Raw genomic sequence first — 22,586 nt, forward strand, 5'->3', positions numbered from 1 at the left:
GGAATTATAGGAAATTTAATAATTTAAGCAGTGTTAATAATTATCACCCGAAAACAATTCCTAACTTACAGTATCCAATAATAGCAGGCTTTCTATGCGCAGATTTATACTAATGACCGTTGTTATGCTGGGCGTTCTTTTTGCAAATGCCCAGGTGCCAACCCCTGATCAGTTTCTCGGTTATCCCCTGGGAACACAGTTTACGCCACATTATAAAGTGGTAGACTATTTCAAACAGGTAGCCGCTACAGCGAAAAATGTAAAGCTGGAACAGTATGGCACTACCTATGAAGGCAGGCCGCTGGTGCTGGCAATTGTTGCTTCTCCTGAAAATGCCGGCCGGCTTGAGGAGATCCGGCAGCACAGCCTGGACATGTCCAACGCGAAAGGCAACAGCGCCGGCAATCAGCCGGTGATTGTCTGGTTAAGCTATAACGTGCACGGTAATGAAGCGGTTTCCACGGAAGCATCGATGAAGGCCCTCTACGAACTGGTGAATAACGCGAATGCACAAACGCAGCAGTGGCTGAAGAATACCGTGGTGGTAATTGACCCCTGCCTGAACCCCGATGGACGTGAAAGATATGTGAACTTCTATAACAACACCCGCGGCGCTACACCAAATGTAAACCGCTGGTCGAGGGAGCACAATGAACCCTGGCCAGGCGGAAGGGCTAACCATTACTACTTCGATCTGAACCGCGACTGGGCCTGGCAAACACAAAAGGAATCGCAGCAGCGGGTGGCGAAGTACAACCAGTGGATGCCACAGCTGCATGTGGATTTTCATGAGCAGGAAATAGAAGCGCCTTATTATTTTGCGCCTGCAGCAGAACCTTTTCATGACGCTATTACACCCTGGCAGCGCCAGTTGCAGGTGCTCATTGGTAAAAACAATGCGAAGTACTTTGATCAGCAGGGCTGGTTGTATTTCACAAAGGAACGTTTCGATCTGTTCTATCCCAGCTATGGCGATACCTATCCCATGTACAACGGCGCCATTGGCATGACGTACGAGCAGGGGGGCAGCGGAAGGGCAGGCGTGGCAGTACTGAAAAAAGACGGCGATACGCTTACACTGACCGACCGTATTGCGCATCATTTCACCACCAGCATGTCTACCATAGAAGTGGCGTCCCAACAGGCAGACAAGATTATCCAGGAGTATACCCAATACTTTGAAGCGGCGCAGAAAGCGCCACAGGGCGGGTATAAATCATATGTGGTGAAGGCCGGCGGCAACACCGAAAAGCTTAACACGATGGCAGAACTGCTGCGTAAAAATAATATCGCATTCGGCTTTGGCGCCAACACCGGCAGCGCCAGCGGCTTCAATTACTTTACCGGCAAAACAGAAACGTTTACCATCGATAAAGAAGACCTGGTGATCAATGCCTATCAGCCACATTCCAATATGCTGCGGGTATTGTTTGAACCGGTCTCTCATTTAACAGATTCCATTACCTACGATATTACTGCATGGGCGTTGCCGTATGCTTACGGGTTAACTTCCTATGCGGTGAAGCTGCCGTTAACACCAGCGGCAGACGCGCCGGCGGCACGTAACAACGCGCCGTTGTCGATACAGCAACCCTATGCTTACCTGGCTAAATGGAACAGCGTGCGCGATGTGAAATTCCTGTCGGCGTTATTGCAAAACGATATTAAAGTACGGTTTACAGAAACACCGTTTACTGCCGGCGGTAAGGATTTCCCCGCAGGTACGCTTATTATTACCCGTTCGGGCAATACTGCCAAAGGAGATCAGTTCGACCGGTTCATCACCATGCAGGCCAATCATTTTAAGATTTCACTGGAAGCAGTGGCTACTGGGTTCGTAGATAAAGGAATGGACTTTGGCTCAGACAAGATCCGGTTTATCCGCAAGCCGGAAGTAACCCTGCTGGCAGGAAGAGGCATCTCTTCACTGGGCATGGGGGAGATATGGCATTTCTTTGAGCAGCAGCTGGATTTCCCTGTAACGGTAGTGGATGAACGAAATGTGGATGATATTAACTGGGACCGGACCGATGTGCTGATTTTAGCAGATGGGGATTATAAGATGTTTGAAGATAAAGCGGCTACCGACAAACTGAAAGAATGGGTGAATAACGGGGGAAAACTGATTGCACTGGAAAGTGCGGCGGTACAGGTAGCGGGCGCCGACTGGGGCATTAAACTGAAAAAGGAAGAAGAGAAAGATAAAGACGCCAAAGAGAAAGCCGCAGCAGCGCATCCGTATGATGCCGTGAAACCTTATGCCAACAGGGAGCGGGAAAGCATTAAACAGTTTATACCCGGCGCCATTTATAAAGTGCAGCTGGATACCACGCATCCGCTGGCTTTTGGTTACCCTGCTTTGTATTATACATTGAAGCAGGATGCGCATTTGTATGAGTTTATTGAAAGCAGCGGCTGGAATGTGGGCGTGTTAAAGAAAGACAGCTACCTCACCGGCTTTGTGGGGGCATCTACCCGGCAGCAGTTGAAAGACGGGCTGCTGTTTGGTGTGAAAGAAATAGGTAACGGATCAGTGATTATTCTTGCAGATAATCCCCTGTTCAGAAGTTTCTGGGAAAATGGCAAGCTCTTGTTTAGCAATGCAGTTTTCCTGGTGGGACAATAGTTTTACAGGTTCCTTTTTATATTACATCCCAGGGTATGGGAAGTGTTTACGCTGACAGGTTTGCCAGCCAGCATTTCGTTGATGGCATTCTGTAAGAGGCGTGTTTTTACAGCGTCTGCATTACCCGGACTGTCGTCAATTCCGCCCTTATAAGCGAGCAGGCTGTTTTTATCAAACAGGAAGCATTCGGGTGTATGATTGGCGTCGAAGGCATTGGCCAGTACCGCATTTTTATCTATCACATAATACCAGGTGAAATGCTGCGAGGTGGCATACTGCTTCATGGCGGCAAAGGATTCATTGCCGGTACGCGCAGCTTCGTTGGAGTTCACCATAATGATGCCGATCCGGTTTTTTGAAGCATACATGCAGATGTTACGCAGCCGTTCCTGGTTGCGCAGCATGTACGGGCATTGATTACTTCCAAAGATGACCAGCAATCCGTTGGCGCCTTTTGCTGCGCCCAATGAAATCTCTTTTCCGGAAATATCGGTACAGGCAATTTCTGACTTTGGTAAAGGAGATCCCGGTTCCAGGGGAACTTCCCGGTTTGGTTGAAAGGAAGAAAGTAAAATAGTACAGCAGGATAAATAAAAGGTGGCCTTTATCATAGCGTATGGTTTTCAGGTCCTGATTAAATATAGTAAAATGCTACAGGATATTCCTGTCTTTTTTCAAAGACAAATAATCGTTTAAGATATAATAAAAAAGAATAAGATAAAAATATTTGTCAGGGAATAAAAGAAGAAGTTGACGAGGTTTGTTATGCGGGCAGGGAAGTTTTTTTTGCTTCTTTTCTTGCGTCGCTGATGGTTCTGATGCTGGCATTCAGTTCAAACCCTACGAGGAGGATAAAGGAGTTGAAGAACACCCACAGCATGAGTACGAGAATGGTGCCGATAGATCCGTAAATCTTATTATAGTTGCCAAAATTATTCACAAACCAGGAGAACCCTATGGTCACCAGGATCATGCATATAGTGGCTACGGCGGCGCCGGCGGTAATGAATTTCCAGCGGGTGGTGGTAGCGGCGCCAATGCGGTACAGCACCGCATTCACCGAGTAAAAAAGCATAATGATCAGTACCCACCGGGCGATATCGATCACGTTCCGTAATAAGGTGCTGTGGATGCCGATGATGTTAAACAGCCAGCGGAGGGTAGCGCCTTGAGCAATGATGAGGGCAACGGTAATGAGCAGCAGGAAAACCAGTATGGCGGTGAGTTGCAGTGCTATCAGCCTGTTTTGCCACCATTTTCTTTTCCGGAAGCCGGCGCCCTGTATTTTACTGAAGGAACGAAGAATACCCATTACGCCGTTGGAGGAATAGAAGAATCCCATCAGGAAGGCGATAGAGAGCAATCCGTTGCGGTGTGTGTAGAGGAAGTCGTGGATCATTCCCCGCACAATCATATAGGTGTTGTAGTTGGGTGTCAGGTCTTCCGCCAGGTCGTAGAGGGTGGGCTCTATGTTTTGCACCGGGATGTATGGTACCAGTGTGAACAGGAAGATGAAAAATGGTGGAATGGCCAGGAGGAAGTTAAAGGAAATGGCCCTGGCGCGGTCTCCCAGTCCCCGGCTTTTGGTTTCCTGTCCGAAGTGTTTCAGTACGTCGTATAGTGGGATGCCTTCAAACCCGGGAAGGATCAGTGTTTTAGTCCTTGCCACCAGCCGGCGGTAGGGTTTTGAACGGAAGATGATGTTTTCGGGTCTGAAGGCCAAATTTGTTATTTTATTTAGAATCCTCTTTTATTCAGTTCTGCCTGGTATTTTCTTGCGTTTATCAGGTGCTCGGCATAGGTGGCTGCGAAAGCATGATAGCCGGAGAAGTCGGCTCTGGCACAAAAATAAAGGTAATCTGTTTCAGGAGTATTCAATACGGCATTTAAAGTTTTTTCCGAGGGCGTGCAAATGGGTCCCGGGGGCAGGCCGGCATAACGGTAAGTGTTATACGGCGAATCGAAGAGGGTATGATTTTCCCGGATCCTTTTCAGCCCGAAGTCCTGCAGTGCGAACTTCACGGTAGGATCTGCCTGGAGGCGCATGCCTTTGCGGTAGCGGTTGAGGTATACGCTGGCAACCATTGGCTTTTCATCGTTTTTATTGGTTTCTTCTTCCACGATGGAGCCAAGAATGGTTACTTCATTGGCGGTGAGGCCCAGTTTAGCGGCTTTTTCTTTTCTTTCCGCCGTCCAGAATTCTTCCCTTTCTTTTTCCAGTTTTTTAAATACGGCTTCTGCGCCGGTATTCCAGTAGAATTCGAATGTATTGGGGATGATGGCGCACATGACGGTATTGGTATCCAGGCCAAACTGGCGGAGGTATACCGGGTCATTTATCAGGGAGCGCATTACATTGGAATCTGCTTCCAGGTTGTTGGAGATCTTCCTGACGAAATCGTTTTTGGTGCGTAGTTTATTGATCACGAGTACCACCGGTGTTTGTTTTCCGGAGCGGAGCATGCGGGCAATGTCGAAGTTGCTCATGCCGTGGGTAATTTTATAGCGTCCTGCTTTTACGCGGTTGGGATAGTCGAGTTTTTCCGCCACCCAGTTAAAACTGTTGCGGTTGCGGATAATGCCCTGTTCTTCCAGTCCGTCGAGTACCGCTGAGTAGGTGCTGTTGGTGCGCACATAAAAGTATTTGCTGTCGCCAAATGGTTTGGTATTGGGGCCAAATACGCGGTAGGAGGTATATACCAGTGCACCGGCCGCCAAACAGCCGGCAATGACCAGTATCCGTCTTATCCAGACTGATTTTGCGCTGGATTGTTTGCTTTTCTTCGCCATAGATCGTGTTGGAAGTTACAAGTGGGCAAAGGCGTGATCAGCCAGGTTTTTCAATATACGCCGCCGGTTGCCATTAAAAAAAACCTCGCTTTTAACGGCGAGGTTTCAAATATTATTATGCTGATAGTGTTAATTACTTGTTGGGAGCAGGAGCCGGTGCCGGAGCAGGGGTGCCTGGTAACGGAGTTGATGGTGCCGGAGGCGCAATTGGCTGGCCAGCGGATGCTTTTTCTACTGCACTTGGTGCAACCTGCTGCACTTTGCTGCCTTTACCAATAAAGAAAGGAGCAGTGAGGCACAAGATGGCAATCAGTGCCGCCAGTATCCAGGTACCTTTTTCCAATACGTCAGTTGTCTGACGCACCCCAATCACCTGATTACCAACACCACCGAGGCTGCCGGAGAGTCCGCCACCTTTTGGGTTCTGGATCAGCACGAAGAAGCCCAACAACACACAGGCTAATATGATCAGGATACCAAAAATTATCAACATAGAAATTACTGTTTATTTTTATCTGTTTTTGACTTTAAGTCTAATATCTTTTGCGCAAAATAAGCGTTTTTGTCGGGATTAAGCAAACTTAATTTTTGATATATCTTAATCGCGTTGCCATACTGCTGCTGGCGTACCCAGATTTCGGCCAGGGTTTCTGAAACGATATCATTGTTGAATACAATGGAGTCCATCGCCATTTTTTCCACGGTTTCAGAAACTTCCGGTTCTTCCTCTTCTTCATACATCCGGTGTAACTGCTGGTGATACCAGTCTTTGCTGGTTTTCCCGGCAAAATTGTCTTTCATTTGCCGTAACCAGGAAGTAAAACTCTTCATTTCTGCCGCTCCTTGTTCGTTTAAATCATCTGCTTCATCGGGATTTTTAAGTCTCTTGTAAGCAAAATAATCATCTGTGTATAAAGGTTGAAAGATCAGTTCCGTTTCTTCTTCGGCCGCTGCCATCGGGAATATCTTAATAGGGCCGGAGGAAGTTGATTCTTCTTCATCCACGGCCTCTGCATGATCCTGCCCGTTGGTAGCCGCCGGCATTACTACCGGTGGTGGGAGTATTTCCGCGGTGGCGGTATGACTGGCGTTACCTGGTTCAAAATCCGCGACGGCGATGGGCGCCTCCGGTTCTTCCATTACCTCCGGGAGTGCATCTTCCGGAATAATGGCAGCTACGCGGTTTTCTACAACCTGTAACACCTCTTCTGCTGTAATCAGCTGATAAGCATAGTGATGCTGATCTGAATACAGGAGCGCTTTTTTTACGGCGGGGTGATGAAGGTTGCCGGTTTCCTGGTATACTTTTTTTGCCAGCAGGAGGCGGGCTGCGGAAAAATACGGGTGATCCGCTACCAGTTGCTCCATTGCCGCTTCATTCACCAACTCCAGGGAGGGTTGTAGAAACACATGTGCTATAATCCTGTTTGCCGTCATAGGTTGCTAATGTAATAAATTAATGATTACACACTACCAGTTTGCAAAAGCCCTGTTAAAGATATCATCTGTGATACCGGGAATAATATTGCTTTCCAGCAGATTGTTTTCCACGGAGCTGGGCAATTGCGTGGCCGGGAACTCTGCTGAGCGGGAAAAGGATTGGGTGAAGCCTTTTTTATCGCCTATCCTTTTAATGAAAGTAACGTTTACAGTAACATTGAGCCTGGAAGTAGCCGCCTGGTCCACATTGGTTACCGCCGCATTGGAAAAGGAGTAGCCGGTAATAGTGGCTTTGAACTCGTAATCGGCGCGGGGTTCTGTTTCGTTCACCTGTGTGAGACGGGTTTGTGAAGTAATCTTATCACGCAGTTTCATTGTCAGCTTCTGGCTCAGGGTCGGGTTATTGATGGGCGCCCTGTTTTCGATGAAGCGTACATTCACGGTGGTGGCTCCCTGTTCGATACTGGCGCCGGTGGTAGAGTACTTCACGCTACAACCTGCCAATATTGCCATTACGCCGATGGCTATAAATACTTTGATATTGCTGATCATTGTGGTGCTAAGATTAAGATTCGTTTATTCGGCGATATTATATTCTTTGAGTTTGCGGTAAAGCGTTCTTTCGGAAATACCGAGGTCCAGCGCGGCATCCTTACGTTTGCCTTTGTGTTTTTTCAGCGCTTTCACAATGAGTTCCTTCTCTTTGTCGGCAATAGATAATGTTTCTTCTACTTCTTCGTGATGATCAATTTTATTATCCGACAGGATAATGGGCTGTTGCGCTGGTCCCAGGCCGGCGCCGGGAGGCGTATTCATTTCTGCAGCGCCGGGATAAGTGTGCAGCACATGATTATCAGGATGATACTCAGCTGCATGTGGCATATTCGGATTTTGCAGGATGTCGAAGAACATTTTCTTTACTTCTGTTACATCTTTCTTCATATCGAAGAAAAGTTTGTACAGGATATCCCTCTCACTGTTAAAATCGCTGTTCTGCTGTGGCGCCGCCAACATGGGCAGGCGGTTCACTTCCGGTTGATCAGGGAGGAACCTTTTCAGATCATTGGCAGTTACCAGCTTATCTGAAGACAGAACGGAAATTTGTTCTGCAATATTTTTCAGCTCGCGGATATTACCTCTCCACGGGTAGTTCACCAGGATATTACGGGCTTCTTCATCCAGTTGTATCGAAGGTGTTTTATATTTTTCGGAGAAGTCGACCGAGAATTTTCTGAACAGCAAAGGAATATCTTCTTTACGGTCGCGGAGCGCAGGCACCCGGATGGGGACTGTGTTGAGCCTGTAGTAAAGATCCTCGCGGAACTTGCCCTGTTGGGTACGTTCCAGCAAATCGCGGTTGGTAGCGGCTACTACCCGCACGTCTGTTTTCTGTACTTTGGAGGAACCCACGCGGATATATTCACCGGTTTCCAGTACACGGAGCAGCCTTGCCTGTGTTCCCATTGGCATTTCGCCAATTTCATCGAGGAAAATAGTACCGCCGTTAACGGTTTCAAAGTAACCTTTACGGCTGTCGACCGCGCCGGTAAAGGATCCTTTCTCGTGACCGAAAAGCTCGGAGTCGATGGTACCTTCGGGGATAGCGCCGCAGTTAACGGCAATAAACGGATTATGTTTACGTGCGCTCAGGGCGTGAATGATCTGTGAAAAAACCTCTTTACCAACACCACTTTCACCGTTAATGAGTACCGTGAGATCGGTATTGGCTACCTGAACAGCCACCTGCAATGCGTAATTGAGCGCAGGACTACTACCAATAATGCCAAACCTGTTTTTTATAGCCTGTATGTCCATAAGCGGTTATTCATATGTTTGATGGTTTAAAATAGCTTCAGCTTCCGTTTTTAAAATGGGAAGATGATTATTGACGATATCCCACAGAATCCTGTAATTGATCCCATCATAGTCATGAACAATAATGTTCCTTGTTGCTTTTATTTTTTGCACCTCACTGATATTCAGATCGGGCTTTATTTTTAGCGCACAAATGACGGCTTCACCTATTATTTGTAATCCTGGCTGCAGAGCCTATCAGAAAGAGATATTTTACATGATGTTTATTGCAAGTATCTTTTATCTCTTCCAGGTGACGGGAAATAATCGGATTTATCATACTATCAATTATTTATTGCTAAACTACAGCTTTCCCGATCAAAGTACCTGATGTGCAGCTTTCCACTTTAACCATCACATAATCGCCTTTTTTAAAGTTTTCCTTTGGAAACACGATTACCTTGTTCTGATCGTTGCGGCCAAACAGCTGCTCATCGGAGCGTTTGGAAGTGCCTTCTACCAATACTTTGAACGTTTTGCCTACTTCTTTCAGCATGTTTTCCTGCGAAATATCGCGGTGCAGCGCCACCACTTCGGCCAGTCTACTTTTCTTTACTTCTTCCGGAATATCATCTGTATACCGGCGTTCTGCCAGTGTACCCGGACGTTCGGAGTAGAAGTACATATAAGACAGGTCGTAGCGGGCATAGCGCATCAGACTGAGCGTATCCTGGTGATCTTCTTCAGTTTCCGTGCAGAAGCCGGTGATCACGTCGGTAGACAGGCCGCAGTCGGGGATCAGTTCACGGATGCGGTCTACCTTTTTGATATACCATTCGCGGGTATACGTACGGTTCATGAGCTGCAAGATGCGTGAACTGCCGCTTTGTACGGGCAGGTGAATATAATTGCAGATGTTATCGTACTTCAGCATGGTGAATAGTACTTCATCTGTAATGTCTTTCGGATGGGAAGTGCTGAAACGTACGCGCAGCAAAGGATTGATGAGCGCTACTCTTTCCAGCAGCATGGCGAATGTAATGGTTTCGCTGCCGTCGTTGCTGGTCCAGTAGTAGGAGTCAACATTCTGGCCCAGGAGCGTTACTTCGCGGTAGCCATTGGCGAAAAGCTCTTCAGCTTCCTTCACAATGGAATAGGCGTCGCGGCTGCGTTCACGGCCACGGGTAAACGGCACCACGCAGAAGGAACACATATTATTACAGCCCCGCATAATGGACACAAAAGAAGTAACCCCGTTGTTATCCAGTCGTACCGGGCTGATATCCCCATAGGTTTCCTCGCGGCTTAGCAATACATTCACCGACTTCTGACCGGTTCCTGCTTCTGCAATCAGCGCCGGGAGACTGCGGTAAGCGTCGGGGCCTACTACCAGGTCTACCAGTTTCTCTTCTTCCAGCAGTTTACCTTTGATGCGTTCGGCCATGCAGCCTAAAACACCCACCAGCATGCCGGGGGTTTGCTGTTTTATTTTTTTGAATTCAGTAAGACGTTTACGTACGGTTTGTTCCGCTTTTTCGCGGATAGAGCAGGTATTGAGGAGTATGAGGCTGGCTTCTTCCGCATTGCGGGTAGGGCCATAGCCTTCCTCGCCCAGGATGGAGGCAACAATTTCACTGTCGTTGAAATTCATTGCACAACCATAACTTTCAATGTAAAATTTTTTAGTATATGTTTGGGTGCCAGTCGTTGCAGGAGCAAAAGCTTCTCCCTGGCGACTTTCATCATGCACTTTGGTATCCAGATCAAGCATCCTGACAAAAATTTTGGAAGGCAAAAATAGGTAATAAAAATAACAAAATGACAGAATGGCAGAAAATAGTATTTCCGGATGATTAATGTGCTCTATAAAAGGACATTAATGATCCGGAAACAGATAATATGGTTTTTACGCTGTATACCCGGTGTATCCACGGAGTATGCCCGGAGGAAAGGTGGACTTGAAGCGCTAACGCCCTGCCAGTTTAAAGTTACGCGGTTTTTAACTTCAGCTTTGTGGCTATCCAGCTGTTTTTCAGCGGCTGAAGCCAGCGGGTATCCAGTTCCTGCCTGGTAAGTACGGTATTGTTCAGGTAGATGGTATTTTCATCGATATAACCTTTCTCCAGTGCATAGCTGACCTGGGCCATAGGCAATAACTCCACTTTATCTTTTACGATGAAGCCGAGCAGGAGGCGGTCGAACATATTAACACTGTACTGTTGTTCTATACTTTTGATAATGCGAACGGAACTATCTGTGCTGCAGCCACTTACGGCGGTCTGCGATTCATCTGCCATCAATACGATCACCTGGTTCAGCACCACCCGTCCCCAGCCTTTTACGGGAGCGCCGTGGGCGTTCCACTGGGCGGTGAACTGGTGCAACTGCTCGTTAATTTCCAGTATCTCCTGTTCATTGAATGGTCTGTTGCTCTGGTATATCCAAACCCTGGAGGCGGGAGAAAAGCCTGAAGGGAAGATGTTGCTGGTATTCATAACACAAATTTAGGTAAATGGATTCATTTCATGCTCTCTGCGATCAGTTCTGCTATATCCAGCACCTTTACGGATTCTTCCTTGCCGGCGTCTTTTACGCCATCGGTAAGCATGGTCATACAAAAAGGACAATTGGAGGCGATCACGGCCGCCCCGGTAGCTACGGCCTCACGTCCGCGTTCAAAGTTAATGCGGGTGGCGCCTTTTTTCTTCTTCCTTGAACATTTGTGCGCCGCCGGCGCCGCAGCAAAGGCCATTGCTTTTGCAGCGTTTCATTTCCACGAGTTCGGCGTCCAGGGTTTCCAATACCTTGCGGGGCGCTTCATATATATTATTGGCGCGGCCCAGGTAGCAGGAATCATGATAAGTTATTTTTTTGCCTTTGAAGGTGCCGCCTTCCTGCATCTTTATTTTTCCTTCGTCGATCAGCGACTGGAGGAAGGTGGTATGATGTATTACTTCGTAGTTACCTCCCAGTGCGGGATATTCATTTTTCAGCGTATTAAAACAATGCGGGCAGGCAGTAACGATCTTCTTTACTTCATACATATTCAGCAACTGGATATTATTCTGCGCCATCATCTGGAAAATAAACTCGTTACCTGCTCTTCTTGCCGGATCCCCGGTGCAGCTTTCTTCTTTTCCCAAAATGGCAAAACGGACGCCCACTTTTTCAAGGATGGTAGCAAATGCCCGGGTTATTTTCTGGGCACGCTGATCAAAACTCCCTGCACATCCCACCCAGAACAGTACTTCTGGGGTTTCTCCGTTTGCGGCATATTCTGCCATTGTCTTAATATGCATTCTTGTTATTTTAAATTAATACCGAAAATGATTGCATGCAATCAAATGAAAAGCCGAAAAGTCATGCAACTGTCTAAAATTTGGGTGTATCCTTTAAATTCCGACACTTGCTTACTATTATTACTGTTTATATCTTTAAGACGAATTGAATATAAAGATAAAAAACAGAACCGCACAAATTTTAAATCTAACTGAATTGTACGCCAGCCTGAATGATAAGGAGCTATGGATCAAGGTAGTGGAAGGCGATAAGGATGCATTGTCTTTTATTTATACACAGCATTTCCCCGCACTGTTCAACTATGGAATGAAGATTCATCCCGATGAAACCATCGTGAAGGATTGTATACACGATCTTTTTGTGACACTCTGGTTCAGCCGGGAGCGTTTATCCATTACTGATACCATTCGTTTTTACCTGCTGACCAGTCTTAAAAGGAATATCATCCGCAGTCTGAAGCCCCTGTATGTTCCCAGTATGTTTGATCATTCGATGGATAAAGCTGATTTCAGCACCAACCCGGAACAGATCATCATGGGGCGGGAGTCGGAGAGGGAGCAGCAGCAGAAACTGGTAAAAGTGATCAACCAGTTGCCACGCCGGCAGCAGGAGGTATTGCACCTGCGTTATTTCCAGGGCCTGGATACAAAGGAAGCCGCCGCGTTGATGTCGCTCAGCGTGAATGCCACGTATGTGCTGCTGTCGCAGGCATTGCGCTTTCTCAAAAAGCACAGCGACAAACTGGTTACCCTCTTTTTATTATGGCCATTTTAATGAGTGTTTAACAGACAATTGAAAGGCGGCAAAAAAAAATAAAAAAAAGTGGCGCCGGAACGCTAAGATTTTAACACCGGTTTACTTTACACTATAAGTATTGAAGATGAGATTCAGGGAATTCACTATTTCAGATTTTTTGCAGGAACCTTCTTTCCGGAGCTGGGTGCTGGATAACAATGCCACCGCCACCGCTTTCTGGGAGGAATGGATGGGCAATAATCCGGATAAGCGTGAAACCGTAATGCAGGCCAGGCAATGGCTGCAGGTAATAGGTTCCCCTTCCTGGGTACCTGATGCTGCCGCAGAAGCGGATACCTGGAACCGTATTGAACAAACCATCGACAAAACAGAAAAATCAGGCAAACCGGGCATTTTTGCTCTGCAGCCGGTAATGAATACCATTAAAAACAGGAGATGGCTGCCTTATGCAGCTGTATTGGCCGGTATTGCAGTTTTATATGCCGCTGCTTTTTTCCTGTTCTCCGGCGGGGAAGTACATCAGGCTACCCAAATGGGAGAACTGAAAACCATCCTGCTGCCCGACAGCTCCGAGATCCGGCTGAACGTGAATTCTTCCGTGAGATATGCGGAGAAATGGAATGCAAAGGATGCCCGCGAAGTATGGATTGAAGGAGAAGCATTTTTTACGGTAACGCATAAACACAATAACCAGCGTTTTGTAGTGCATACGCGCGACATGGACGTACAGGTAACAGGCACCGCTTTTAATGTTAACACCCGGCGGGTGCAAACACAGGTAGTACTGAACAACGGCGTGGTGAAACTGGCGCTGCGTCCCCGCGGAAGCGATACGGCAGCATCTATCATCATGAAGCCCGGCGACATGATCACTTACTCAGCCACCACCAATGAGCTGACCAATAAAAAAGTAGACCCGGAAGTATATTCTTCCTGGCAAAGTAAAAAGCTATTATTTACAGATACGCCCATTACAGAAGTCATTAAATCCCTGCAGGATAACCTGGGCATCACTATTGAGCTCCAGGAAGAAAGCCTCGGCAGGCAAACATTTACAGGAACAGTACCTACAGATAATGTAGAAGTATTTTTCAGAACATTATCCAGATCGTTACAGGTAACCGTTACAAAAACGGGCGCCCGGACATACAGGATCAACCAACAATAGTATTTGAACTGACATAATAAACAATGCCCTGCCCGCCGTATCCGGGAAGGGGAAACTTATGCACCGATGAAATTATAATCAGCCATAATAACGAGGTAACAATTATTCAACCAACCTAATCTATTGCTATGATAGAATTTTACGCCAGGCGTGTTGGCGGAAGCATGGCTATGGCCCTGCTGATACAGCTTTGTGTGTCGCCGGCTACAGCGGCGCCTTTGCACCGTCAACATGATGTATTGTATGCCACTGCCCGCCCGGTTACACAGCAGCAGCCACTTCCCCTGAAGGAGGTTATTGCGATACTGGAAGACCGGTATAAGATACGTATCAACTATACGGGCAACACCATCAAAGACCTGAAAGCAACGGTTCCTTCGCCAAAAACAGCATCGGTTAAAATGCAGGCTTACCTGCAACGCCTGATGCAGCCACTAAACCTGGAGGTAGAAGAAGCCGGCGCGGATAATTATATCATCTTCCGGAAAGATGCGCCTGCTCCGCCTGCTTCCGCACCGAAGCAACAGGCGCCGGTTGCGACCCCGGCAGCAGCTGTAGTAACCACCGCCCCTGCACCGGTGCAGGAGGTACCCATGCATCCGCCGGTGAAAGGACAGGTAACGCAGGAAGACGGTGTGCCTATCCCCGGCGTCACTATCGTGGTGAAAGGTACCCGCAATGGCGTACAAACCAACGCAGATGGCCGCTTTGAACTGAGAGACGTTCCCGATAACGCTGTACTGGTTTTTAGCTACATCGGCTTTAAAACACAGGAAATAAAAGCAGGAAAACGTACTTCCATTTCCGTTACCCTGCTCACCGATATGCAGTCGCTGAAAGATGTGGTGGTAAACGGTTATCAGAATATCAAGAAAGATAATTTCACCGGATCGGCTATTACTATTACGGGAGAAGAGCTAAAACGATTCAACCCCCAGAATATCCTGGCCAGTATCCAATCTTTCGACCCTTCTTTTAAACTCGTAGAGAATAATTTCTCCGGTTCCAACCCCAATGCGCTGCCCAACATCAATGTAAGAGGTACTACCGCATTGCCTACCGGCAAAACCACGGAACTCACCCGCAACCAGATCAACAGCACACCCAACCTGCCGTTGTTTGTAATTGATGGTTACCCGGTTCCGGTGCAGTCGGTATACGACCTTGATCCCAACAGGATCGCGGCAGTAACCCTGCTGAAAGATGCAGCAGCCACCGCAGTTTACGGCTCCCGTGCCGCCAACGGCGTACTCGTGATCACTACCCGCCCTCCGAAAGAAGGCAAGTTGTCGCTCACCTATGGCTATGAACTGAATGTTACCACACCAGACCTCACGGCATACAACCTGCTCAACGGCGAACAGAAACTGGAATATGAGCGACTGTCGGGGGTATACGAAAATGCATTAGGACAAGGGCAGGACGAACTGCAGATGCAGTACTACGCCAAACGGAGGAATGTACTGGCGGGTGTAAATACCTACTGGCTGTCGCAGCCACTTGCCACCGATTTTGGTCATAAACATTCCGTGACGCTGGAAGGCGGATCACAGTCGCTAAAATATATTATCGACGGCCGTTACCAAACCAATGCAGGAGCGATGAAAGGCTCGGGACGCGACCGTTACAGTCTCGCTACCAACCTGCAATACAACCTGAAAGATAATAAGGTACTGTTCCGCAACCAGTTTACCATCTCGCAGGTAAACGGCCGTGAATCGCCTTACGGGGAGTTTTCCACCTATGCGCGCATGAATCCTTATTTCCCTAAAACCGATTCTACCGGCAAGCTGCTGCGGGAACTGGATAAATGGAATGTGCCGGATTACGCAACCAATGGCATGAAGCTCAACACCGTGCTGAACCCCATGTATGAAGCTACCCTTGCCAGCTTCAACAAATCAGAATACCTGGAGTTTACCGACGCCTTTTCTGCTGAATATAATATCACCAATACTTTGAGACTCCGCGGAGACTTCAGCTTAACCAAACGCCGCTCTACCGCCGATCAGTTCATTTCTCCCTATAGCAACGACTTTTTTGATAAAACCGGCGACGACCTGAAAGACCGTGGCAGCTATACTTTCGGCGTTCGTGATGAGATACAGTACAATGGTAACCTGGTATTGAATTACAACAAAGGAATAGGCGATCACTTCTTCAACACTTCGCTCGGGTTAAACATGCAAGACGCTAAAAGCTCCCTGAAAACCTTTAAGGCGCAAGGGTTTACCAACGACCGGTTTACCGATATCACCTTTGCCAGAACCTACGAAAAAGATAAAGCGCCTACCGGCGAAACGTATGAAGAAAGACTGATTGGCGCGCTTGCAAGTATTAACTATTCTTATCAGAACCGCCTGCTGATGGACGCCACGCTACGGGTTGACGGATCTTCCAAGTTCGGGGTAGATGCACGCATGGCGCCTTTCTGGTCGTATGGCCTCGGATGGAACCTGCACAACGAAAAGTTTTTGCGTAACACGATTGTATCGCAGCTGAAACTGAGAGCCACCACCGGTTTAACAGGGGAAGTATCTTTCCCTGCTTATTTGTCCAATACTACTTATGAGTATTATACTGGCGACTGGTACTCTACCGGCGTAGGAGCGCATTTTAAAGCGTATGGCAACTCCAACCTGAAATGGCAGCGCACACAAAACTACGACCTGGGTGCAGAACTCGGCCTGTTCCACGACCGGTTGTATGTAGCGCCCCGCTATTATTATAAACGCACCAAGGATCTGCTGGCAGATATCAATGTAGCGCCTTCCACCGGTTTTTACCAGTATAAAGAGAACCTGGGAGAAATGGTGAATAAAGGATATGAGTTTAACATCCGTGGAAACGTATACCGTAACCGCGATATGTCTGTAAACCTCTGGGTCAACATGGTGCATAATACCAACGTTATCACCAAAATATCCAATGCGCTCAAAGCCTATAACGATGATATCGACAAGCAACAAAATGAAAAAGATGAATTGAAATCTTTATCGCTGCTGCGCTATAAAGAAGGCCAATCCATGAATACCATTTACGCAGTACGGTCGCTGGGCATTGATCCTGAAAACGGTAAAGAAATTTTCCTGAACCAGGATGGCTCCAAAACGTATATCTATGATGTAAAAAATACGGTGCCGGTAGGGGACCAAACACCCAAGCTGGAAGGCTTCTTTGGCGGCAACGTGGTGTATAAGAGCTGGATGCTGGAAGTGAGCTTCTATACCAAGTTTGGCGGCGACTACTACAACCAGACGTTGCTGGACCGTGTGGAAAATGCAGATCCCAGATTTAACGTAGACTCCCGCGTGCTAACTGACCGGTGGAAGCAACCGGGAGATGTTACTTTCTACAAAGACATTGCAGATCAGTCGCTGACCAGGGCTTCTTCCCGGTTTGTACAAAAAGAAAACAGGCTGGAATTTAAATCGCTGTACCTCTCTTACGAAGCGCCTGCAGCCTTCTACAACCGTTTGAAGATGAGAAGCCTCCGGCTTTCCCTCAATATGAATGATATCGGCTACTGGTCTACCGTAGCGGCAGAAAGAGGTATTGACTATCCGTTTGCCAGGAGCTTCACTTTCTCACTTCAAACAAGGTTCTAAAATCATTATATATGAAGAAGTATTTAGTCCTCATTTTATTATTTACCACTTCCTGCAGCAAATGGCTGGATATTAAACCGATTTCGGAAGTATCCGGTGATGAGCTGTTCAAAAGCGAAGATGGCTTTAAAGATGCGGTGAATGGCCTTTACAGCCTGTGTTTGAATGAAGATATCTATGGCAAGGAATTGATGGGTGGTTTGCCGGATGTACTGGCGCAGAACTATGCGATCCCTGTTCTCGACGGAGCAGGTTACAGGCAGGCATCCCTGTATAACTATAAAGATAAAAGTCTGATCGACAGGAAAGGCAGGATCTGGCAAAGATTGTATGAAGTGATTGCCAACAGCAATTTAATTCTTGCTAAAGTAGATCAGCAAAAAAGTATCCTGTCGGGCGTTAACTACGGCCTGATAAAGGGAGAGTCGCTGGCTATGCGGGCCTGGTGCCATTTTGATGCGCTCCGCCTTTTTGCTCCTTCCTTTGCCAGCATGCCGGCCGCCAGAGGCGTGCCTTATGCAACAGCGTTTTCCAAGAACGCTGCCGCGATGCAAACCGTAACTGCGCTGCTGGATTCTGTGATCAAAGATCTCACTGCAGCAAAAGAAATACTGCGTGGAGTAGACCCTATCTTAAATGCGGGTTATAAAGTAGGATATATGATCGCGGATTCCAGTACCGAAGCCAATGGGGAAATGTTTGCGCAGCAGCGCCGGCACCGTTTAAATTATTACGCGGTATGCGGCGAACTGGCCAGGGTATATCTCTATAAAAAAGACCCGGTACACGCATTACAGAATGCCCTGGAAATCATTAATGCCAATAAATTTCCGTGGACCCGGCAGGAAGATTTCATGAATGGCAATGATGCAAAGAAAGACAGGATCCTGTATAAGGAACTGATCTTCGGCTTTTATATGCCTAACCGGAAAGATGCCATGAATGACCTGTTCCGGAAAGGCACCGGGGAAGGATTATTTATTTCCAGTACAGAAGGTAAAAACATCTATGAAGTAGCAGGCGTAGGCGGGGAGGATTTCCGCTTTAAACAGTGGTTCAGCGAACAATCCGTTAACAGCACTACTTATCTGCAACTGGAAAAATACAAGCGCACAGATGACAATCTTCATTACCTGATGGGGCCTGCGTTACGGCTCAGTGAAATTTATTACATCGCCGCGGAATGCACTTTTGCTACTGATCCGGATAAGGCATGGGCATATTTCAATGAAGTACGGTTACACCGCGGTATCGGGCCATATAGCGGCCCGGCAGATACCAACAGTTTTTATGCCGAACTGCTGAAAGAAGCGCGCAAGGAATTGTATGGGGAAGGACAGCTATTCTACATGTACAAACGCCTGAACAGGTCGATAGTGGGATTAGGCGGTAAGCCGGTGCCACCCTCCGATGGCGTGTTTGTACTGCCGCTTCCTGATGATGAAATCGCATACGGTAACCGATAAAATATCACACATGAAAAAGATAATAGCGACAGGCATGTTCAGCTGGATACTGCTGATGGCATGCAAAAAGCAGGATGATCTGGTGTTCCGTGAGAACAATAATGTTTATTTTGATTTTACAGATTATATAAAGAATACCAGGATAGACAGCTTCTTTTATTCCTTTGCGCTTTTTCCTGAAAAATCAATAGACACGCTTTTACTGCCGGTAAGGATTTCGGGGGAACGGGCATCGTACGACAGGTGGTTCAAAGCAATGGTAATAGCTGAGGGTACTACCGCCCTCGTGGGATTACATTACAAAATGCTGGACTCGGCCTATAAGATCCCGGCAGATTCAGGCAGGACTTTTTTGCCGCTGATCATTTCCGGCAGCGATCCGCTGTTGCTCGACACCTCTGTGGTGATTAAACTAAAGATCATGGCTTCCAGTGCATTTGGCAATGACTTCCCTTCCTACGACACTGCTAAGGTTACTTTTTCAAACCGGCTGGAACAGCCGCTGTGGTGGGTGGTATGGGAAAGCGACCTTGGTGTTTATTCCCGTGTGAAGCATGAACTGTTTATCCGTACATCCGGTACCACTGAATTACAGCTGGATAATTCCGACTGGCAGTCTACTCCCAAAACATTGTTTTACCTGCGGCAGTTCCGCGCGTTTATGATGGATCCTATTGCCCGTGCGGCCGACTATAAGGATAAGGGATATGCTATCGGGCAGGAACCGGACGGTACTTATTATTTCTACAATACCGGTAATCTTAATAAAAAATACCCGCTGGAACATAGTACTGCAGACGGCAGGTATTATTTCCATGATGAAAACGGGAACAGGATTGTACCACAATAACCAAAAATCTATACGCATGAAACATGTATTTCTATATATCATTGGCATCCTGGTATTATTTACCGCCTGCTATAAAGACAAAGGCAATTACGATTATCACCCAATCCCGGAGCCGGTGATCACAAAGCTGGATACCGCTTACATGGCGGTTGTAGGGGATAGCTTTATCATATCGCCGAAAGTGGTGCTGGCCTCCGGTAATACAAAGTACCAGGGATTGTGGAAGATATCCGTTCCGGGCCAGATGGGAACGCAGGATTATACCGGCCAGGAGCTGCGCATTGTATTTGGTTTGGGCGCATCGCGTTACCCCGCAGTATACATTGTGTACGATAGCATTACCGGCATGAAGTACTATTATAAATTTGTGATCAATGGTACCGCTACTTTTACACGTGGTACGGTGGTGTTGAGTGATGATGTAACGTCTTCCAAAATATCTTTTATTAAAGAAGATGGGACAGTACAAGCCGACGTATATACCAATATTAATCACGATACCCTTCCTGGCGGCGCATTGCAGCTAACCATGATGAAGAATGTTAATTATGGCAATCTCATTACCGGCTACTGGGCTACTTTTAAAACAGGCGGCGTTTATATTGATCCCAATAACCTTGGAAAGATAAGAACCCTGGCGAAGAATTTTTATTCTGATCCGGGGCCGCTGGAGGTATCTACTTTTATCCCTTCGAGTCTTGGTGTACCCGTGGGCATTATCAATAAACAATTATACCGCGGCGCTACAGAAACAGCTCCTTTTGCCACCTATTACGGCTTTATGGGCATCCCGCTTTCCGGTACCTATAGCCTGTCGCCGTCTATTATTGCCAGTGATCCTGATAACCGCGGGTATTTTGTGGGTTTTGAAGAAACGAAGCGGAAGATGGTGCGGATGGATTGGGGCAATTATCTTGATACCAATTACATTGTAAAAGATTCCGCTTTTACACCGAAGAACCTGAAGATGGATATGTTGCACCTGGGTCGTTTTTCAGATAACGTATGTTATGCGTTCTGCGACAGTGCGGGGCAGATCAGGGAACTGCGTTTTGGCGTGGAGTTCAGAACAGGCAGCGATCCTGTTTTTCATGCGCTGGAAAAAAGGAAGCCGGTGATTGCGGATAAGATCAGTGCGGCCACGCTTTGGGCAGAGTCGCCGGTGGGTGTATTTTATTTTACACAGGCAGATAAGGTGTACCGGTATAACCCGTTGAATAAAGATGTAAAGGAAATGGCTTCTTCATTCGGCGGGCAAACGATCACTATGCTGAAGTTGCTGGAAAATGGCAACCAGCTGCTGGTGGGAGTAAGAGGCAGTATTTTTTACCTGAATGTAGGCACGGGGCATAATGGTGAAACCACAAAGAGGGTGGATGGTATTCCGGGAGCGCCGAAAGATGTGATTGTGAGAACGAATTAATTTGCATAAAAAAAGGAAGGTTTTAAACCTTCCTTTTTTTATGCAGATTATTCCCCGGTCCATTTATCCCGGTCGTCCATACTGAATTTCCAGGGGGCCATATTATTTTCGATATTGCTGAACATGCCGGTCCATTCTGCCGGGGCGCTGGATTCTTCCATTACCAGGTGGCGGCGCAGCTGGAGGATAATATCCAGGGGGTTGATGCTCACGGGACATTCCTGTACGCAGGCGTTGCAGGTGGTGCAGGCGCGCAGTTCTTCTTCTAAAATATAATCGCGTAAGAGGGCTTTGTTATCATCTTTAAAGGTGCCGCCGTTGGCTTTGATGTTGTGGCCTACTTCTTCCAGGCGGTCGCGGGTATCCATCATGATTTTGCGGGGCGACAGCAGTTTACCGGTGATATTGGCCGGGCAGGCAGCCGTGCAGCGGCCGCATTCTGTGCAACTATAGGCATCCAGCAAATTTTTCCAGGTAAGGTCCATTACATCTTTGGCGCCGAACTTAGGCATGGTATCGGAGGCGGGCGCGTTGGCAGCCAGCTCCGGTTGCAGCATCAGCTGTACTTCATGCTGTACGGAGGGCATGTTTTCCATTTCACCTTTTGGTTCCAGGCTGGCGTAATATGCGTTGGGGAATGCCAGGATAATATGCAGGTGCTTGGAGTAAGGAAGATAGTTCAGGAAAGCGAGTACGCCGGCAATGTGCAGCCACCAGCAGCTGCGTTCCAGTACTTCCAGCGAGCCCTCAGACATGCCGCTGAGCAGGGGCGCAAACATCCCTGAAATCCAGAAGTTGCCGGTAGCTACATAATGTGAGGCGCCTTTGGCCTGTAAAGCCTGATCTGCAGCGTTCATAGTAAGGAACAGCAGCATCAGCACAATTTCCGTGATCAGGATATAGTTGGCATCTGAGCGCGGCCACCCTTTGAGTTCGCGGGCCATAAAGCGTTTCAGCTTCAATATATTCCTGCGTATGAGGAAGATGGCGCAGCCGGCAATCACCAGCACAGCCAGTATTTCAAATAAACCGATCAGCACCGGGTAAACCGGGCCTAATACGGGAACGAATAAACGATGTGTGCCCAGGATACCATCCAGGATGATTTCCAGGATTTCAATGTTGATGATCAGGAATCCGGCATATACGAAGAAGTGGAGTACAGCTACCAGCGGGTTTCGGAACATTTTTTTCTGACCAAAAGCCAGCAACAGCAGGTTTTTCCAGCGTTGATCCGGATGGTCGCTCAGGTCTTTATCACGTCCCAGTAGTATGTTTTTTCTTATCCGGATTGCTTTTTGGGCAAAAAGATATACCGCTGTTCCGAACAGGATCACAAATAATAATTCTTGTACAATTCGCATT

General features: G+C 47.4%; 20 protein-coding genes. 7 read left to right on the plus strand and 13 right to left on the minus strand.

The window, feature by feature from the left end; all coding sequences use genetic code 11:
- Positions 1-94: 94 nt before the first annotated feature.
- Positions 95-2,626, plus strand: a complete 2,532-nt coding sequence (locus QFZ51_RS12015) for a M14 family metallopeptidase (protein WP_429046092.1) — start codon at positions 95-97, stop codon at positions 2,624-2,626.
- Positions 2,627-2,628: 2 nt separating this feature from the next.
- Here QFZ51_RS12015 and QFZ51_RS12020 read toward each other — a convergent pair whose 3' ends face one another.
- The 12 genes from QFZ51_RS12020 to QFZ51_RS12075 all read right to left on the minus strand — a co-directional run bounded on the left by QFZ51_RS12020 (position 2,629) and on the right by QFZ51_RS12075 (position 11,949).
- Positions 2,629-3,237 (minus strand): redoxin family protein, encoded by a 609-nt coding sequence (locus QFZ51_RS12020; protein WP_429046094.1) that lies wholly within the window; start codon positions 3,235-3,237, stop codon positions 2,629-2,631.
- Positions 3,238-3,389: 152 nt separating this feature from the next.
- Entirely contained in the window at positions 3,390-4,349 is a 960-nt protein-coding gene (locus QFZ51_RS12025) for a YihY/virulence factor BrkB family protein (protein ID WP_429046095.1), read from the minus strand.
- Between the two features lie 14 nt (positions 4,350-4,363).
- Positions 4,364-5,416 (minus strand): endolytic transglycosylase MltG, encoded by a 1,053-nt coding sequence (mltG, locus tag QFZ51_RS12030; protein ID WP_429046096.1) that lies wholly within the window; start codon positions 5,414-5,416, stop codon positions 4,364-4,366.
- A 133-nt stretch (positions 5,417-5,549) separates the two neighbouring features.
- Positions 5,550-5,909, minus strand: coding sequence for a preprotein translocase subunit SecG (gene secG, locus QFZ51_RS12035; RefSeq protein ID WP_429046097.1), 360 nt, complete (start codon positions 5,907-5,909; stop codon positions 5,550-5,552).
- Positions 5,910-5,914: 5 nt separating this feature from the next.
- Positions 5,915-6,853 carry a hypothetical protein gene (locus QFZ51_RS12040; protein WP_429046099.1) on the minus strand — a complete coding sequence of 313 codons (939 nt, stop codon included), beginning with the start codon at positions 6,851-6,853 and terminating at the stop codon, positions 5,915-5,917.
- Positions 6,854-6,886: 33 nt separating this feature from the next.
- Complete coding sequence (lptE, locus tag QFZ51_RS12045) at positions 6,887-7,408, minus strand: LPS assembly lipoprotein LptE (protein WP_370912673.1); 522 nt, start codon at positions 7,406-7,408, stop codon at positions 6,887-6,889.
- Between the two features lie 24 nt (positions 7,409-7,432).
- Positions 7,433-8,671 (minus strand): sigma-54 interaction domain-containing protein, encoded by a 1,239-nt coding sequence (locus QFZ51_RS12050; protein WP_370912672.1) that lies wholly within the window; start codon positions 8,669-8,671, stop codon positions 7,433-7,435.
- A 6-nt stretch (positions 8,672-8,677) separates the two neighbouring features.
- Positions 8,678-8,902 carry a HepT-like ribonuclease domain-containing protein gene (locus QFZ51_RS12055; protein ID WP_429051582.1) on the minus strand — a complete coding sequence of 75 codons (225 nt, stop codon included), beginning with the start codon at positions 8,900-8,902 and terminating at the stop codon, positions 8,678-8,680.
- 106 nt (positions 8,903-9,008) lie between these two features.
- Positions 9,009-10,421, minus strand: coding sequence for a tRNA (N6-isopentenyl adenosine(37)-C2)-methylthiotransferase MiaB (gene miaB / locus QFZ51_RS12060; RefSeq protein ID WP_429046101.1), 1,413 nt, complete (start codon positions 10,419-10,421; stop codon positions 9,009-9,011).
- Between the two features lie 217 nt (positions 10,422-10,638).
- Entirely contained in the window at positions 10,639-11,145 is a 507-nt protein-coding gene (locus QFZ51_RS12065) for a hypothetical protein (protein ID WP_429046103.1), read from the minus strand.
- Positions 11,146-11,168: 23 nt separating this feature from the next.
- Positions 11,169-11,402, minus strand: a complete 234-nt coding sequence (locus tag QFZ51_RS12070) for a hypothetical protein (RefSeq protein ID WP_429046105.1) — start codon at positions 11,400-11,402, stop codon at positions 11,169-11,171.
- Complete coding sequence (locus QFZ51_RS12075) at positions 11,332-11,949, minus strand: (Fe-S)-binding protein (protein WP_429046107.1); 618 nt, start codon at positions 11,947-11,949, stop codon at positions 11,332-11,334. Before QFZ51_RS12075 ends, QFZ51_RS12070 begins: the two co-directional genes overlap by 71 nt.
- Positions 11,950-12,145: 196 nt before the next feature.
- Between QFZ51_RS12075 and QFZ51_RS12080 the strand changes: the two genes are divergently transcribed.
- The 6 genes from QFZ51_RS12080 (at position 12,146) to QFZ51_RS12105 (ending at position 21,221) form a co-directional block, all read left to right on the plus strand.
- Positions 12,146-12,724, plus strand: coding sequence for an RNA polymerase sigma factor (locus QFZ51_RS12080; protein WP_429046109.1), 579 nt, complete (start codon positions 12,146-12,148; stop codon positions 12,722-12,724).
- 106 nt (positions 12,725-12,830) lie between these two features.
- Entirely contained in the window at positions 12,831-13,874 is a 1,044-nt protein-coding gene (locus tag QFZ51_RS12085) for a FecR family protein (RefSeq protein ID WP_429046111.1), read from the plus strand.
- A gap of 128 nt (positions 13,875-14,002) precedes the next feature.
- A complete protein-coding gene (locus tag QFZ51_RS12090; RefSeq protein WP_429046112.1) occupies positions 14,003-17,482 on the plus strand; it encodes a SusC/RagA family TonB-linked outer membrane protein in 3,480 nt (1,159 codons plus the stop codon).
- Positions 17,483-17,493: 11 nt separating this feature from the next.
- The gene (locus tag QFZ51_RS12095; protein ID WP_429046114.1) at positions 17,494-18,948 is read left to right on the plus strand and encodes a RagB/SusD family nutrient uptake outer membrane protein; all 1,455 of its coding nucleotides are present in this window, start codon (positions 17,494-17,496) and stop codon (positions 18,946-18,948) included.
- A gap of 10 nt (positions 18,949-18,958) precedes the next feature.
- Positions 18,959-19,798 carry a DUF4843 domain-containing protein gene (locus tag QFZ51_RS12100; RefSeq protein WP_429046116.1) on the plus strand — a complete coding sequence of 280 codons (840 nt, stop codon included), beginning with the start codon at positions 18,959-18,961 and terminating at the stop codon, positions 19,796-19,798.
- A gap of 16 nt (positions 19,799-19,814) precedes the next feature.
- A complete protein-coding gene (locus tag QFZ51_RS12105; protein WP_429046118.1) occupies positions 19,815-21,221 on the plus strand; it encodes a PKD-like family lipoprotein in 1,407 nt (468 codons plus the stop codon).
- Between the two features lie 47 nt (positions 21,222-21,268).
- On the opposite strand, the gene QFZ51_RS12110 is transcribed toward QFZ51_RS12105, so the two are convergent.
- The gene (locus QFZ51_RS12110) at positions 21,269-22,585 is read right to left on the minus strand and encodes a 4Fe-4S dicluster domain-containing protein (protein ID WP_429046119.1); all 1,317 of its coding nucleotides are present in this window, start codon (positions 22,583-22,585) and stop codon (positions 21,269-21,271) included.
- Position 22,586 lies beyond the last annotated feature (1 nt).

It is taken from the genome of Chitinophaga sp. W3I9 (genome assembly GCF_050434025.1).
In the GTDB taxonomy this organism is placed as follows: Bacteria; Bacteroidota; Bacteroidia; order Chitinophagales; family Chitinophagaceae; genus Chitinophaga.